Origin of the sequence: Clostridium gasigenes, from assembly GCF_900104115.1 — a bacterium.
Taxonomy (GTDB): Bacteria; Bacillota; Clostridia; order Clostridiales; family Clostridiaceae; genus Clostridium; species Clostridium gasigenes.
The window spans coordinates 100,005-116,514 of the sequence record NZ_FNJM01000002.1 but is presented as its reverse complement, the minus strand read 5'-3'; the positions used below and the strand labels follow the sequence as shown (position 1 = coordinate 116,514).

Genomic DNA, 16,510 nt, shown 5'->3' with positions numbered 1-16,510 from the left:
CTGGGAGTTTGGATATATGCAAAAACTAAATATATAAGGATGTACAATGACAGAAATGTGGGCTAAAGGAAAAAAATAATATTTTCTATACTTATTTTATAGTATTTGGATATAGAGACTAATAGAAATTTACAGAAAGGTAGAGTAGGAAAATGAGAATAAAAAAATATCGCAAATTCATTTATGAATAATGCGATATTTAAATATGTTATTTATTTTTATTAATTCGGAGTATGAATATTGTGCATTAATGTTTATAACTAAAGTTATTTTTTTACATTCTATATCACTTTTTAGCAATAAAATTTCTTTTAACATGGTTATTTTTCGTATTTAACTTTTTTGTAAATAAAAATTGATAATACTAAAAATCCAAATATTACAGGGCTAGCCTCCATTAAATTTTTCAATACAATCCATATAGTACCATTATCCAATCCAACTACAATACCTAATGAAAATGTAGATATTGAAATAAATCCATATATAATTGATAGTATTTTAGTTATCATTAACCTTGTTTTAAAATCACCTATTTCTCTACTACCAATGTATACTAAAGGTAATATTGCTATTGTCGCCAGTGTCCATGACATAGGATGCCTTAATGCTATAACCCCACAATAGATTAATATTACTGATATAGCACCATAAATAATTTTATCATTTTTCATATAAACTCCTCCTTGAATTATGTTTTTTTCTGTATATTTAATCAGAAAGTTCATTAAATATTTTCTTTATATATTCCAATTCAAAGGAATAACTCACTCTTCGATTATTACTATCTAAAATTCTATAATGATTTGATATTACATTTTGTTGAATTGTATAACAATTTTTAGCCTGAATATCCTTCCACCAAATCTTTCCTCCAAGTGTTGGAGTGTATTTAGTATCATCATTTTCAAATGCCAAAGATCTTATTATGTCTTCTATATCACCTCCAAAAGTTAATTCTAATATTTCACTATCCTTAAAGATAACACATACTGCAATAGCAACTGCCCAACCTAAACTACATCTTTCTTTTTCAACTTGTATTAATGTTTTTTTTGATATTCCAAGTATCTCTGCCATTTTGTTTTGTGTATATCCTTTTTCAATTCTTATAAGTTTAACTTTTTCGTCAACTTTTTTTATAAATTCATTTCTTGTCATAAAAATTCCACCCTTTAATTATCATTTACTTATAAATATATATAAGTAAAAGTATCCTCATGGTGTAAATTTACACTATGAGGATACTTTTGTCAATTCTTTTTTGATAATTAATATAATATTGATTTTAAAGATAATTTTATTTTTTTTATCGGAATATTAACAGAGTGTTACTTGTTAATATTAGGAGTTGTTTTTAATGTAAATTTTTAAAGCTTTGATTAGAAGTATTAATGCATATAACCCTAAGACTGAAACAGATAAAATCAAAATAATATTTATAAGGCCCCATATAGATGCCAAGAACATATTATCATCTCCTTTACTTATAATTACTATATAACGAATAATTTAATACAATTACATACTGTTTTTAACATAAATTGTATTTTATTTTTGATATTTAGTAATCTCATCATTTAGTATTTAGCAATATATTTCGTATTTTATCAGTATAAATTTTATCTAAATGTTCAGTGCAATATTCAAAGTTATCCATGCTTGATACTTTTGGAATATCCATGTTTACATATTCTTTATCAAGATTCTCAAGGATAAAGCGATAGTCGATATCACTATCAGTGGAATCTACCTCATTTAAATCAATTTTAGTGCCGTCCTTTAATTCTATTATGTAATAAAAATCGCCTTTTGAATGTGTAAAAGATAAATATCGTTTTTTGCCGTATACTCCTGTATCAATTTTTGCAATATCATTATATTCATATTCTTTTCCAGTTGGTGATAAAAATGTATAGTCTATTATTTTATTATTGGTTATAACAGTAACATTAAAGAGAATAGCGTATGTTAGAATTATATTAAATATTACAAAGGTAAAGATAATAGCGGTTTTATAATTTTTGATAAAGTCTTTTGAAAAATTAATAAGGATAAATAAAAGTTCTCTATAATTCTTATTAACAAAATAAAGAAGTGCAATTATAATATATAGTTCATAAATAAAGATTAATCTAGAAATAGGGAATTTGAAAATCCATAGTATATAATCTTCAGGTAAAAATAACTTTGATTGAACAAAGCTTAGCAATATAAAAAAGACTATAGAGAATATAATTATAAAAATTAATGAAAGGATCCAAATGAAAATTGTTTTTAATGTTTTCAAAGTAGCAACTCCTTATGAACAAAAAAGACAACTAGTGTTAGCAGCACTAGTTGTCCATTTTTTTAATACTCCCGACTTGGTCGGTTCCCGTTGAGTAATCTAAGCATATCACATAAGAATAATTAAGTAAATAATTACCTATAGTTCAATAAAAAAATATTTATGAAAAAATAAGTAAATAAAAACACAGCTTTATTAGAAAAATTTTACGAAAATATATTTAGATATTATTTTAGTAAAAGTTTACTAAAATAATTGACTTTTTTAATATATTAATAGTATTATTTATATTAAGGTATTAAAAAATAGCCTTAAATACTAAATAGCTATTTTTAATATACCTACAAAGAATATTATTTAAGGAGAAAAATATGGCTACTATAAAAGATATTGCAAGCATTGTAGGAGTTTCAGCTTCTACAGTATCTAGAATTTTAAATTATGATGATACTTTAAATGTTTTAGATGAAACTAAAGTACGGATATTTGAGGTGGCTAAGGAGTTGGATTATGTATCTGTTAGAAATAGAAAGAAAAGTAAAATTAAAAATATAGGGATTGTACAATGGCAAACTCAGTCTCAAGAATGTGAAGATCCTTACTATGTAACTATAAAACTTGCTGTAGAAAAAAAGTTGATTTTAGATTTTGTAAATATAGTGAGAATTCATGAGTATAAGAGTTTAGAGTCAATAGATATTCTTGATGGAATAATAGCTATAGGTAAGTTCGGTGATGAAGAAATTTGTGGCTTAAGCAAACTAACTGATAATTTAATTTTTGTAGATTCATCTCCAGAACATAATAAATATGATTCAGTAGTTGTTGATTTTAGAAAGGCAGTTAATGAAAGTTTAGACTACTTAATAAGCCTTGGCCATGAAAAAATAGGATATATTGGTGGCGAAGAATTTTACAGAAATGGTGAGCCTAGCAAGGTGGATCCAAGAGAAGTGGCTTTTAAGGAGTATATGATAAATAGAGGAATATATAATGAAGAATATGTTAGGATTGGTAGCTTTTCAATTAAAGATGGACACGATTTAATGAGAGATATTATTAAAAATTCAGAAGAATTACCAACTGCCTTTTTCCTTGGAAGTGATACTATGGCGGTGGGAGCATATAATGCTCTTTCTAAAGAAGGGATGTCTATTCCAGAAGATGTTAGTGTTATTTCCTTTAATGATATTCCATCTTCGAAATATTTAGTTCCATCATTGACAACTAGTAAAGTATATACTGAATATATGGGGGAAGCCGCAGTTGATTTATTGATGGAAAACTTTAATTGTGAAAGGGAATATAGAAAAAAAGTTATTATAGATACTGTTTTGAAAATAAGAAAAAGTTGCTGTAGTTGATCTTTAAAAATAACAAGTCATAGTATTTGACTTGTTATTTTTTTGCCTCTAAATGGGAACTGTGGCTTGAGAAAAAGGTGAAAAGTAAGTAAAATGTTGGTTGCTTGGTTCTTTACTATATATTTAGTAAATATTATTGGATAAAATATAAAATATTTACTAAAATTATTAACAAATAGTAAAGAAATTACTAAAATTACAAGTATAAAGTTTTAAGTAAACATTTACGGAGAGGGTGGATAAAATGATTAATGAATTAAAAGGTTATTTAGAATTATTTGGTAAATTGATTAACGCTTCTAATGTTCCTTTAAGGGATGATTATAAAGTAACAGGAATATAATTAGAGAAATATAATATTGGAGGGGACGTATGGTTAATATATTTTTAGAAATAGATAAGTTGCTTAAATATAGTATTAGTAAGGAATTAATTGAAAAAGATGATGAAATTTTTACTAGAAATAGAATATTAGATTTTTTATCCTTAGAATCTTATGAATGTAATGGTGAAGTTTATGATGAAAAGCTTCATATTATATTAGAAGAAATGACTAAATGGGCAATTGATAAAAATATTATAGAAGAGGGATCAATTGTTTTAAATGGGTTATTCCAAAGTAAGATAATGGCATGCCTAGTAGATAGACCATCAAATATTATTAAGAAGTTTAATGAAAAGTATTTAATGGAGCCTACCAAAGCTACAGAATATTTTTATAACTTAAGTAAATACTCTAATTATATAAGAACTAATGATGTAAAGAAGGATTTAAAGTGGAAACATAATACAAGCTATGGGGAATTAGATATTACTATAAATTTATCTAAACCAGAAAAGAACCCAAAGGATATTATGCAAAGCAAAAATATAAAATTATCTAATTATCCAAGTTGTTTACTTTGCAAGGAAAATGAAGGGTACTCGGGAAGAGTTAATCATCCGGGGAGAGGTCATCATAGAGTAATTCCTCTTAGATTAAATAGTGAAAAATGGTTTATGCAGTATTCTCCATATGTTTACTACAATGAGCATTGTATAGTGTTTAAAGGTGAACATGAGCCTATGAAAATAACAGGAGATACCTTTAAGAGGTTAGTAGATTTTGTATCAGATTTCCCACATTATTTTATCGGATCTAATGCAGATTTACCTATAGTTGGTGGGTCGATATTATCTCATGATCATTTTCAAGGTGGTAATTATCCATTTGCAATGAGTAATGCTAAAGAAGAAGTAGAGTTTGATATTAATAGATTTACTGGAGTGAAGTCATGTATTTTAAGTTGGCCTATGTCTGTCGTAAGAATAAAAAGTAGAAATAAAAAAGAATTAGTTTCCTGTGCTAGCTTTATATTAGAAAAATTTAAGCTATATGAAGATAAAGAAATAGATGTAATAGCATTCACAGGTAAGGAACCTCATAACACAATAACTCCTATTTGTAGAAAAAGAGATAAATTATTTGAGTTAGATTTAGTTCTTAGAAATAATAGAACTACAGAAGAATATCCAGAGGGAATATTCCATCCACATAAAGAGCTACATCATATTAAAAGAGAAAATATAGGATTAATTGAAGTTATGGGACTCGCTGTTCTTCCATCAAGATTAAAAATTGAAATGGAAGAAATTAAGGAAGTATTAGTAGGAAACAAAAATTTAGAATCTATACAGCCTAATGATGAACTATTTAAACATAAGGTCTGGATAGAAGAGCTTATAAATAAATATGGAATAATTAATAGTGATGCTACTGAGGGGATCTTGAAAAAAGAAATAGGTAATAAATTCGCAGAAGTACTTAAGGATTCAGGATTATTTAAAAAGAATGAAGAATCTAAAATTAGATTTATAAAATACCTAAATTAAGGTGGATTAGATAGTGGAAAAAATAGATTAGAATATGATTAGTTATTTTGTATTTTTTTATATAAAATTTCATATTCTTCCCTAGGATATTTTTTTAGTTCTAGCATTTAGGTTTTTATAATAAAATATAGTAGTATTAAAATTAAACTCAGCGGGGGAAGAATGACGTATAAATTAGACTATAATTTTTTAAGACTAGAATATAAGGATTTATACAATGCAATTATAGAAATTGAGGAAGAGACGGATTTAGAAGTAATATGCAAAAGTATTTTAAAACTACTTAAAGATATAATAGAAATAATCTATAAAAGTAATAAAATGATTTTAAGTAAAGATGCTTTAATAGGGGAAAGCATTAAGGAACTAGAGAATAAAAAGATAGTTCCTACTGAAATTATAAGTATACTTAAGACTTTTGAAGAAGAGATGAATTTTTTTATAAATCAACCAAAGGAGCTTAGTGAAGGGGATTCAAATAAGCATATCTCAAATGAGGATTTCACTAAAATATATGAGGTTGCTGTATGGCTTGTTATAAATTATGGTGAGGAAAATTATTCTTTGTTCATTAGTAAGCTTAATTTAAAGGAAAAGGTGATATTTAGTAGAGAACTGCAAAATTATAAAAAAGATAAATTTAATAGAGAAGAGCAAGATGATGATATTGAAAATACTAACGAAAAACAAAACTATGAAATAGATGAAGAAATAGATGATTATGAATTAGCGGAACTTGTTAATATAGGGGAAAATTATTATTTTGGAAGAGGAATAGATAAGGACGTTTATAAGGCAAGAAAATATTTTCAAAAAGCTGCGACCTTAGGAAATGAATATGGAGAAGTGTATTTAGGTCTTTTCTATGAAAAAGGACTTGGGGGAGAATTAGATATAGAGAAAGCTATGTATTGGTATAAAAAAGCAGCTATTAAAGAAAATGCATTTGCTCAATATTCAATGGGTTGTATATATTTTAATGGTGAAGGAATAAATCAAAACTATGAGTATTCTTTTAATTGGTATAAGAAATCAGCAGAAAATGGATTTGCAGCAGCTCAACATGCATTATCATATTTATATAAAATGGGAGATGGTTGTGAAGAGAGTATTTTTAAAGCTTATTATTGGTTAGAAGAGGCTGCAGAAAATGGCTTTGAAGATTCGTTTTATGTGCTAGGTGAATCTTATTTTGAAGGTGCTTATGTAGAATTAAACTATAAAAAGGCATATAAGTATCTATCAAAAGCGGCTAAAAACCAAAATGAAAAAGCACTAGAAAGATTAGGGGATATGTATTACTCTGGATTCTATGTTGATGAAGATAAAAAAAAGGCTTTTAAGTTATATAAAGACAGCATAGACCTTGGAAATACAGAATTATATTATAAGCTTGGAAAAATATATGAAGAAGAGGGTAAGTATAAAACGGCTATTAATTATTATAAAAAAGGTCATGAAAAAAATGATGTTAGAGCAACTCAAAAGCTAGGTGTTATGTATTATAATGGAGATTTAGTTGAAAGAGATGTTAAAAAATCTTTAGAATATATGGAAATAGCATCTAAAGGAAAGGAACCTCATTCTTTATATGTAATGGGAGTTGCCAGTTTAAATAGTTCTAAAGAAAAGGCTATGGAATATTTAAAAGAAGCTTATAAATTAGGGTCAATATATGCAGCAGAAGCTTTAGCAAGTGAATTATTAATAGAAGTTTTAAATGATAAGAAAGTAGATGAAAAGGAACTTTTGAAATATATAAAAAAAGCTATGGATGGAGATTTAGAAGACGGAATTTATTATTATGGTCTAGTTAATGCTTATGGAATAGGCATGAAAAAAAATAATGAAGATGCTTTTAAATATTTTAAAATTGCTGCAGAAAAGGGCTGTGAAAAAGCAATAATTAAAATTGCTAATTGGTATAAGCATGGAATCTATGTTAAGCCAAATACTTATGAAGCAATAAAATGGTATAAAAAAGCAGCAGAAAAATTTAATAGTGAAGCAATTTCCAGTATAATTGAAATATATGAAAAAGGAATAGGAATAGAGGCTGATTATAAAAGAGCTTTTGAAGGGGTGAAGCTTTTGAGAGAAGCTAATATAGTAGAAGGTAATTTGAGAATGGCTTACTATTATATGGAGGGGATAGGAACAGAAGTAGACATTGAAAAGGCAGAGGAAATTATAGCAGAAACAATGGAATTAGATGAAGGGCAAACTCTTAAATTTCTAGGGGAATTAGTTGAGAGTGGAATATATATAAAGGGTAAAACTAAAGCTATAACTTACTATCTTCAAGCAATAGAAAGTGGCTGTAGTGAAGCAAAGTATAATATAGAATATTATTTATATAAAAATAATAATGGAATAAAATATGATGAAATTTATGAATGCCCACTGCAAATAGGAAAGGAGTTCTATTTAAAATCTATAAAAATATTTAATGCTGGAAAAGAAAGAGAAAATACTATGGAGATAGAAAAAGGAATAAGAGAATTAAAAAGAAGTGTTAAGAAAGGGTTTTATCTAGCTATTTTTGAAATAATAAAATACTATGAAACAGAAGAACCAACAAGAGAAAATTTAATTAATTTAAGCAAGTATAAAGAAAAAGCTGTTTATTATAATATATAAGTGATATTCAAAAAAAAATAACAAGCCAATATGCTAGTCTATTTTGCACCATATTATCTATATGGAAGCAAAAAAAATATACATAGCACCTTGGTTTGTTATTTTTTTAGGCTTTTAGCTATAATTTTTATAGCTTAGTGGCCTTATTTAGGGATAAAGTTGATTATATATATTATAATGTGTATAATATTAATGATAGTAAAAGAAGTTTAATGGATATATTTCAATGTATAAAAAGATAACTATATTTATTAAAGTTTTTTTAGAATTATTACAGTAAAACTACACTAAATCAATGCTTCACACAATTACTATAATTTTCTAATTAGCATATAGTTAGATGTTAATTAGGTTTTGTAAAAATGAAGATGCCTAAGGGATATTCAAAAAAATAACAAGTCAGAATCTTTGACTTGCTATTTTATTTTACCTTCCTTAGCAATTTTAAAAAAATTTGTAGAAAAAATATTAAATGTTTAGAAAATAAGAAGTTTAGATAACGGTTTCTAAGAGAAACTAGTTATCGAATTGGAGGAGAAATGAAAAATATAAATAAGATAAATAATATAAAAATCATACCCTTGGGTGGATTAGGTGAAATAGGAAAAAATATTACGGCAATAGAGTACGGAGAAGAAATAATAATAATCGATTGTGGGTTTACATTCCCAGATTCAGAAATGTATGGAATAGATATTGTTATTCCGGATGTAAAATACTTAGTAGATAATAAAGAAAAAATAAAAGGGTTTTTCATAACTCATGGACATGAAGATCATATAGGGGCACTACCATATGTATTGCAACAAATTAATTTCCCTGTATACGGGACTCAATTAACAATGGCTTTAGTTGAGAGTAAGTTAATAGAACATAAAATGCTTGATATTTGCGAATTAAATGTAATAAATCCAAATGATATATTGCAAATAGGAGATTTAAAAGTTGAATTTATTAGAACAAACCACAGTATAGCTGATAGTTGCTCTATTGCGATTCATACTCCTTTAGGCATAATTTTCCATACTGGAGATTTTAAAATAGATTTTACACCAATTGATGGGAAAATAATAGATTTAGCTAGATATGCAGAACTTGGTAAAAAAGGCGTGTTATTGCTTATGGCAGATAGTACAAATGCTATTAATCCAGGATATACAATGTCTGAAATGACTGTTGGAGAAACTCTAAATAATCTATTTGGTAAATGCACTGGGAGAGTTATAGTAGCTACTTTTGCATCTAACATTCATAGACTGCAACAAATTATAAATTCATCTCAAAAGTATGGAAGAAAGATAGCTTTTAGTGGTAGAAGTATGGAGAGAATATCAGAGATAGCTATAAACCTAGGATACTTAACTATACCAGAAGGTACTTTGATAGATTTAAAGGATATCAAATTATACAATAATAATAAAATTACTATTGTTACAACAGGAAGCCAAGGAGAGCCAATGGCGGCACTTACTAGAATTGCAGCTTCAAGTCATAGAAGTATAAATATTGAAAAAGATGATACAGTAATAATTTCTGCAACTCCAATACCTGGTAATCAAAAACCTGTATCAAAAGTTATAAATGATTTAACTAGAAAAGGTGCTAATGTTATATATAAGTCTATAGAAGAGATTCATGTTTCTGGGCATGCATGTCAAGAAGAACTAAAATTAATTCATAGCTTATTAAAACCTAAATTCTTTATGCCAATTCATGGTGAAACTAAGCACTTAATACAGCATGGAAAAATTGCTGAAGAAATGGGTTTAAATAAATCAAATATATTTATTATAGAAAATGGAGATATTTTAAACTTAACAAAAAAGAGCGCTCGTGTTACAGGTAAGGTTCATTCAGGAAAGATATTAATAGATGGAAGTGGAATTGGTGATGTAGGAAACGTAGTACTAAGAGATAGAAAATATTTATCACAAGATGGTATTATAACTATAGTAGTTGTTATAGATAGAGAAAGCCAGGCTATTTTATCAGGACCTGATGTAGTTACAAGAGGATTTATATATGTAAGAGAGTCAGAGGAATTAGTGAAAGATATAAGATTTGTGGCAAATAAAACTATAGAAAAGTGCATAAATAGTGATATTACACAATGGTCACAAATAAAAAGAAATATGAGAAATGATATTAGTTTCTTCATATATGGTAAAACAAAAAGAAATCCAATGATTATTCCAATTATAATGGAAGTATAATATTTCAAATACTTAAAATATAAATTGCAAATAAAAAAGGTATATAGGTTTTTAACCTATATACCTTTTTTGAATTAGGAGAGTTTGAATAAATAGTAAGTCAGATATGATAGTCTATTTATTTTAATTTATCTTAGTGGTCAGATACAACTTCTAATCCACCAGGCTTATTATATATAGCTATTTTATCAATTAAAGCTAAACATTCAGGTCTCATACCTAATAAATTAGTTTTAACTCCATTTTTATGGAATTTGATAACTACTTTATCAATAGCGTCTACTGCCGATTCATCCCATACTTTAACATGCGAAAGGTCTATGTTAACGAAGTCAATTTTTTCTGTATAATTAAAACTATGAATGAATTTAAGTGTAGAAGCAAAGAACAGTTGCCCTTTAACTTCGTATGTTACTATATCAGATTCATTAGTAGATAGATTAACCTGTATATCTGATATTTTAGATGCAAAGAAAATAGAGCTTAAAATTATTCCAACTATAACTCCATAAGCTAAATTATGAGTTAGTACAACCACTATAACAGTTGAAATCATTACAAAAGTATCTGCTTTTGGGACCTTTGCAATTCGTTTTATAGATTCAAAGTTAAATGTACTAATTGATACAACAACCATTACTGCACCTAGTGCAACTACTGGAATTTGTACTACAAATTTATTTAAAACTATTACTGATATTAACATAGAGGTTCCAGCTGTAAGCGTAGATAATCTACCTTTTCCACCGTAATTTTGATTTATTATAGTTTGTCCGATCATTCCACAACCAGCGATTCCGCCAAAAAAACCAGCAGCTATATTTGCAAGGCCTTGTCCAACACATTCTTTGTTTTTATTGCTTTTTGTATCTGTTAAATCATCAACTAATTGAGCTGTTAATAAAGATTCTACTATACCGACTAGTGAAAGTGATAGTGAGTAAGGTAATATTATACTTAGTGTTTCCATATTGAAAGGTATAGTAGGTATTAAGAACTTAGGTAAATCACTTGTTATTCTTCCCATGTCACCAAGTGTAGTAACATCTATTTTAAATATTACAACTATTAAAGTAACTGTCATTATTGCTACTATAGGTGATGGGATAGCTTTTGTTAATTTAGGTAATAAATATATTACTGCTATTCCTAGTGCACCTAATAAAATTAAAACAAATGACCCTTTAAAGTGGTTTAATTGTGATTGAAACATCATTATACCTAAAGCATTAACAAATCCAATCATAACAGGTTTTGGTATAAACTTTAATAAGTTACCTATTTTAAGAAATCCAAGTATTAGTTGGAAAACACCTGTAAGTATTGTTGCAGCTAACATATATTCTATTCCATGGCTTTTTACTAAACTAGCTAATACTAATGCCATTGCACCCGCAGCCGCAGAAATCATACCTGTTCTACCACCAAAAATTGATATTATTAGAGAAATGCAAAATGATGAATATACTCCAACCATAGGATCAACACCAGCTACTATAGAAAATCCTATTGCCTCTGGTATTAAAGCCATACATACAACTATTCCGGCTAGTAAATCACCTTTAACATTTCCAAACCATTCTTCTCTTAAGTTATTCATTTAATTCCTTCTTTCGTTTCAGGTATATTTTAAAAATAACAAGAAAATGTACATATCACCTGACTTGTTGTTTTAAAAAAGTGTCATTGTATATATTAGAGGAAGATTTGATATACATCAAGTATTACTAAATAGTATTTTTTTTATTCACAATATTAAAGTTATTGCATAATAATAAACTATATAGATAATAACAAATATGAAAATTAAGGTGATGTTAAATTCGTTAAGTTAAATTGACATATATATAATATCAGAATATATTGTATATAGAATAGTATCTATATAGGAGGGCTAATAGGTGGAGAAAAAATATGAGGATAATGCAAAAATAGTAAAAGCACTATCAGACGGAAATAGAATGAAAATAGTTGATATTTTATCATGTGGTGAAAAATGTGCCTGTGATATTTTAGAACATTTTGAATTTACTCAGCCAACACTTTCACATCATATGAAAGTATTAATGGAGTGTGGGGTAGTCAGTTCTAGACGTGAGGGATTATGGACATATTATTCTTTAAATATTGTTAATTGTAATAAGTTAATATTTTTCATTATGGATCTTGTTACAGATACTGAAGATTGTGTGTGCAAAAATAAATCTAAATGTGAATGTAAATAAAAAATAAGTATAAAGGGGTTAAAAATTATGAGAAAAATGATTATATTTGAACCAGCTATGTGTTGTTCAACAGGAGTTTGTGGTCCTGGAGTTGATCAAAATCTATTAAGAGTTTCAACAGTTTTAAATAGCTTGAAAAACAAGGGGATAATAGTAGAAAGATATAACTTATCAAGTAATCCACAAGCTTTTGTAGATAATAAAGTTATTAATGAAATGTTAAATACTAAAGGAATAGATATTTTGCCTGTTGTTATGGTAGATGGAGAGGTTGTTAAAATCGCTGATTATCCTAGTAATGAAGAGTTTTGTAAAATGTTAGATATACCAGAAAATTATATTAAAACAACTCTGAAAATAAAATCAAGTGGCTGTGGATGTAAAGGTGGATGCTGCTAAGAAAGGGGATAAATTAAATGAGTAAACTATTTAATTTAAATGATATAAAGCTAACTAAATATCTGTTTTTTACAGGTAAAGGTGGAGTTGGAAAAACTTCAACAGCTTGTGCTACAGCAATTACTTTAGCAGATTTAGGCAAAAGAATAATGCTTGTTAGTACAGACCCAGCCTCTAATCTTCAAGATGTATTTAATAGGAAATTAAATAATAAGGGTGTAGAGATAAAGGAAGTTCCAAACCTTGTAGTAGCTAATTTTAACCCAGAAGAAGCTGCAAGTGAGTATAAAGAAAGTGTAGTTGGACCATATAGGGGAAAGCTTCCAGAAGTAGTTATTAAAAATATGGAAGAGCAACTTTCAGGTTCTTGTACAGTAGAAATAGCTGCCTTTAATGAGTTTTCTAATTTTATTACTGATGAAAAAGTAGAGGCAGAATTTGATCATATAATATTTGATACTGCACCAACTGGGCATACTTTAAGAATGTTACAGTTACCGTCAGCTTGGAGTAATTTTATTAGTGACAGCACTCATGGAGCATCTTGTCTTGGGCAACTTGCTGGTTTAGAAGATAAAAAAGAAATTTATAAAAATGCAGTAAATACTTTAGCGAGTAAGGATTTGACAACACTTATTTTAGTTACAAGACCTGAAGAATCACCTTTAAAGGAAACTAAAAGAGCATCAGCAGAGCTTAAAAATATAGGTGTAAATAATCAAATACTTGTAATAAATGGAGTTATGCAAAGTCATGATGATAACCTATCAACTGCATTATATGAAAAACAACAAAAGGCTTTAGAGAATATTCCAGAGGATTTAAAAACATTAACTACCTTTGAAATTCCGTTAAGACCTTATAATATAACAGGCCTTGAAAATATAAGAGCCTTTTTAAAAGAAGACAATATTAAATATAATGAAAACAAGTTAGAAGTTACAGAAATACCTAAACTAAAAAATGTAATTGATGACTTATATAACAGTAACAAAAAAGTTATATTTACAATGGGAAAAGGTGGTGTAGGAAAGACTACAATTGCGGCAGCTATTGCTTTAGGGTTAGCTGGCAGAGGAAAGAAGGTTCATTTAACAACCACAGATCCGGCAGCACATTTGAAATTTGTACTAGATGAAGGTTTAGGAATTAGAATAAGTAATATAGATGAAAAAGAAGAACTTGAAAAATATAAAGAAGAAGTATTAGGTAAGGCTCGTGAGACTATGAGCGAGGAAGACCTTGAGTATGTTGAGGAGGATTTAAGAAGCCCATGTACTCAAGAAATAGCAGTATTTAGAGCTTTTGCAGAAATAGTTGAAGGATCCGGTGATGAAGTAGTTGTTATTGATACAGCACCAACAGGACATACGTTATTGCTTTTAGATTCTACTCAAAGCTATCATAAAGAAATACAGCGTTCACAAGGAGATATACCAGAATCAGTGAAAAAATTATTACCTACTCTTAGAAGTGAAAAAGATACAGCAGTAATAATAGTAACTTTAGCAGAAACTACTCCAGTTTATGAAGCTTTAAGACTACAAGAAGATTTAAAAAGAGCAGGACTTCATAGTAAATGGTGGATCATTAATTCAAGTATGTATGCAACAAATACAACAAATAAAGTGTTAAAAGCAAAAGCTAGTAATGAAATTCAATGGATTAATAAGGTTAATGAAATTTCAAATGGGAATTTTGCTATTATAGATTGGAAACCAAAGGACGTAAAGGGAAATGAACTAAAAGATCTATTAAAGTAAGTTGAAAATCATTAGGCATTTGAAAAAATAACAAGTGAAAAGTCTATATATATTGAAGTGTTGTTTTTTAAAATGCCTAAATTAAAGGAGTGTTAGATATGAGGATACTAGTTATTGGTGCAGTAGCCGCAGGTACATCAGCAGCAGCAAAGGCACGTAGAAATAATGATGATGCAGAAATTGTAATATACGAAAGAGATAATGATATATCTTATTCAGGTTGTGGACTTCCTTATTATATAGGTGGTGAAATAGAGGATATTTCAGAACTTACACCAAGAGATTCTAAGTTTTTTAAGAAGAAATATAATGTTGATGTTTTAACAGGTCATGAAGTTTTAAATATAAATCCAAACACTAAGGAACTAACTGTTAAGAACTTAAATACACAAGAAATATTTGTGGATAAATACGATAAATTAATACTTGGAACAGGGGCAACTCCTTTTATGCCTAATATTAAAGGTATAAAAAATAAAAATGTATTTTTTCTTAGAAATGTTCAAAGTGCTAGAAACATTAGAGGTTTTATAGAAAATAATAAACCAAAGCATGCAGTAATAGTAGGTACTGGCTTTATTGGATTTGAAATGCTTGAGAACTTAATGGATACTGGAGTAAATGTTACTGTTGTTGAAAAACAAGGAAAAATAACTCCAAACTTAGATGAGGATATGGCTACATTCTTAGAAAAAGCATTAATTAAAAAGAATATATCAATAATAAAAAATGCTGATATTATTGAAATTTTAGAAAATAAAGTTTTGCTTGAAGATGGAACTGAAATAAAGAGCGATATGGTTATTATGGCTACAGGGGTTAAGCCAAATGTTAGTTTAGCTAAAGAAGCTGGAGTGGAGATTGGAATAACTGGAGCTATAAAGGTAGATACTTCAATGAGAACAAATATAGAAGATATATATGCTTGCGGAGATTGTATAGAAACTTTCTCATCTATAACAGGAAAAGCAGTATATAGACCACTTGGATCAACTGCAAACAAAACAGGTAGAATAGCAGGTGATGTAGTAACTGGTGGGAAGTTAAGATATAGGGGGAATTTAAGCACAGGAATATTTAAGTTGTTTGATATGGCTATAGGAAGCACTGGGTTATCTGAAAAGGAGGCATTAGAGGAAGGTTATGAAATAGTAATGTGCCATAATATTAAACCAGATAAACCATCTTACTTTAAAGGCAAAGAAATGGTTATTAAGGCAATAGCAGATAAGAAAACTGAAAAAATATTAGGGGTTCAAATAGTTGGATATGAAGGTGTAGATAAGAGGTTAGATGTATTTGTTACATTAATAACTTATGGAGCAAAGGTTGATGAGTTATTCCATTTAGATTTAGCTTATGCACCACCATTTTCAACTACAAAAGACCCAGTACATTATACAGGAATGATACTTGATAATGCACTAAATAATAATAGACCTATAATTACATCGAAAGAGGCTCAAAGGTTAATAGATAAGGGAGAAAATATTCAAGTTATAGATGCGAGAATAAGTAAACAATATGATGAAAATCATGTTTATACAGCAATAAATATACCTCATAGTAAATTAAGAAATGAACTTAAAACTTTAGACAAAAATGTACTAACTGTAACTTACTGCAACAAAGGGGTTACTGGTAATGCAACTCAAAATATATTAATAAACCATGGGTTTAAGAATGTTTGTAACCTTTCTGGTGGTCATAAATTCTATAAATCCACTAAAAAGTGAAAGCAAAA

General features: G+C 28.0%; 12 protein-coding genes. 8 read left to right on the top strand and 4 right to left on the bottom strand.

All coding sequences use genetic code 11. The features are described from left to right. Positions 1-320 precede the first annotated feature (320 nt). The 3 genes from BLS77_RS05550 to BLS77_RS05540 form a co-directional block, all read right to left on the bottom strand. Positions 321-674: a hypothetical protein gene (locus BLS77_RS05550; protein ID WP_089966773.1), complete on the bottom strand. Its 354-nt coding sequence runs from the start codon at positions 672-674 to the stop codon at positions 321-323. A 37-nt stretch (positions 675-711) separates the two neighbouring features. Then, the gene (locus BLS77_RS05545; RefSeq protein ID WP_089966770.1) at positions 712-1,161 is read right to left on the bottom strand and encodes a helix-turn-helix transcriptional regulator; all 450 of its coding nucleotides are present in this window, start codon (positions 1,159-1,161) and stop codon (positions 712-714) included. Between the two features lie 415 nt (positions 1,162-1,576). Continuing rightward, positions 1,577-2,290, bottom strand: coding sequence for a hypothetical protein (locus BLS77_RS05540; protein WP_089966767.1), 714 nt, complete (start codon positions 2,288-2,290; stop codon positions 1,577-1,579). Between the two features lie 371 nt (positions 2,291-2,661). Between BLS77_RS05540 and BLS77_RS05535 the strand changes: the two genes are divergently transcribed. The 4 genes from BLS77_RS05535 to BLS77_RS05520 all read left to right on the top strand — a co-directional run bounded on the left by BLS77_RS05535 (position 2,662) and on the right by BLS77_RS05520 (position 10,379). Continuing rightward, complete coding sequence (locus BLS77_RS05535; RefSeq protein ID WP_089966764.1) at positions 2,662-3,654, top strand: LacI family DNA-binding transcriptional regulator; 993 nt, start codon at positions 2,662-2,664, stop codon at positions 3,652-3,654. 372 nt (positions 3,655-4,026) lie between these two features. Further along, positions 4,027-5,526: a UDP-glucose--hexose-1-phosphate uridylyltransferase gene (locus BLS77_RS05530; RefSeq protein WP_089966761.1), complete on the top strand. Its 1,500-nt coding sequence runs from the start codon at positions 4,027-4,029 to the stop codon at positions 5,524-5,526. A 162-nt stretch (positions 5,527-5,688) separates the two neighbouring features. Next, positions 5,689-8,166, top strand: a complete 2,478-nt coding sequence (locus BLS77_RS05525; protein WP_089966758.1) for an SEL1-like repeat protein — start codon at positions 5,689-5,691, stop codon at positions 8,164-8,166. Positions 8,167-8,705: 539 nt separating this feature from the next. Beyond that, on the top strand, positions 8,706-10,379 hold the full coding sequence (locus BLS77_RS05520; protein WP_089966756.1) for a ribonuclease J: 1,674 nt from the start codon (positions 8,706-8,708) through the stop codon (positions 10,377-10,379). Positions 10,380-10,512: 133 nt separating this feature from the next. On the opposite strand, the gene BLS77_RS05515 is transcribed toward BLS77_RS05520, so the two are convergent. After that, the gene (locus BLS77_RS05515) at positions 10,513-11,979 is read right to left on the bottom strand and encodes a SulP family inorganic anion transporter (RefSeq protein ID WP_089966754.1); all 1,467 of its coding nucleotides are present in this window, start codon (positions 11,977-11,979) and stop codon (positions 10,513-10,515) included. 301 nt (positions 11,980-12,280) lie between these two features. Here BLS77_RS05515 and BLS77_RS05510 point away from each other — a divergent pair, with 301 nt between their 5' ends. From BLS77_RS05510 to BLS77_RS05495, 4 genes are all read left to right on the top strand, one after another. Then, a complete protein-coding gene (locus BLS77_RS05510) occupies positions 12,281-12,604 on the top strand; it encodes an ArsR/SmtB family transcription factor (protein WP_089966751.1) in 324 nt (107 codons plus the stop codon). Positions 12,605-12,631: 27 nt separating this feature from the next. Continuing rightward, positions 12,632-13,003, top strand: a complete 372-nt coding sequence (arsD, locus tag BLS77_RS05505; protein ID WP_089966749.1) for an arsenite efflux transporter metallochaperone ArsD — start codon at positions 12,632-12,634, stop codon at positions 13,001-13,003. A gap of 17 nt (positions 13,004-13,020) precedes the next feature. Further along, positions 13,021-14,766: an arsenical pump-driving ATPase gene (arsA, locus tag BLS77_RS05500; RefSeq protein ID WP_089966746.1), complete on the top strand. Its 1,746-nt coding sequence runs from the start codon at positions 13,021-13,023 to the stop codon at positions 14,764-14,766. Positions 14,767-14,864: 98 nt separating this feature from the next. After that, complete coding sequence (locus BLS77_RS05495; protein ID WP_089966744.1) at positions 14,865-16,502, top strand: FAD-dependent oxidoreductase; 1,638 nt, start codon at positions 14,865-14,867, stop codon at positions 16,500-16,502. The last annotated feature ends 8 nt before the right edge of the window (positions 16,503-16,510 follow it).

What these genes read in the sequence shown, in the direction of transcription:
- arsD (WP_089966749.1), top strand. Translation starts at nt 12,632, where the DNA reads ATGAGAAAAATGATTATATTTGAACCAGCTATGTGTTGTTCAACAGGA.
- BLS77_RS05515 (WP_089966754.1), bottom strand. Translation starts at nt 11,979, where the DNA reads ATGAATAACTTAAGAGAAGAATGGTTTGGAAATGTTAAAGGTGATTTA.
- BLS77_RS05545 (WP_089966770.1), bottom strand. Translation starts at nt 1,161, where the DNA reads ATGACAAGAAATGAATTTATAAAAAAAGTTGACGAAAAAGTTAAACTT.
- BLS77_RS05550 (WP_089966773.1), bottom strand. Translation starts at nt 674, where the DNA reads ATGAAAAATGATAAAATTATTTATGGTGCTATATCAGTAATATTAATC.
- BLS77_RS05535 (WP_089966764.1), top strand. Translation starts at nt 2,662, where the DNA reads ATGGCTACTATAAAAGATATTGCAAGCATTGTAGGAGTTTCAGCTTCT.
- BLS77_RS05495 (WP_089966744.1), top strand. Translation starts at nt 14,865, where the DNA reads ATGAGGATACTAGTTATTGGTGCAGTAGCCGCAGGTACATCAGCAGCA.
- BLS77_RS05530 (WP_089966761.1), top strand. Translation starts at nt 4,027, where the DNA reads ATGGTTAATATATTTTTAGAAATAGATAAGTTGCTTAAATATAGTATT.
- arsA (WP_089966746.1), top strand. Translation starts at nt 13,021, where the DNA reads ATGAGTAAACTATTTAATTTAAATGATATAAAGCTAACTAAATATCTG.
- BLS77_RS05520 (WP_089966756.1), top strand. Translation starts at nt 8,706, where the DNA reads ATGAAAAATATAAATAAGATAAATAATATAAAAATCATACCCTTGGGT.
- BLS77_RS05525 (WP_089966758.1), top strand. Translation starts at nt 5,689, where the DNA reads ATGACGTATAAATTAGACTATAATTTTTTAAGACTAGAATATAAGGAT.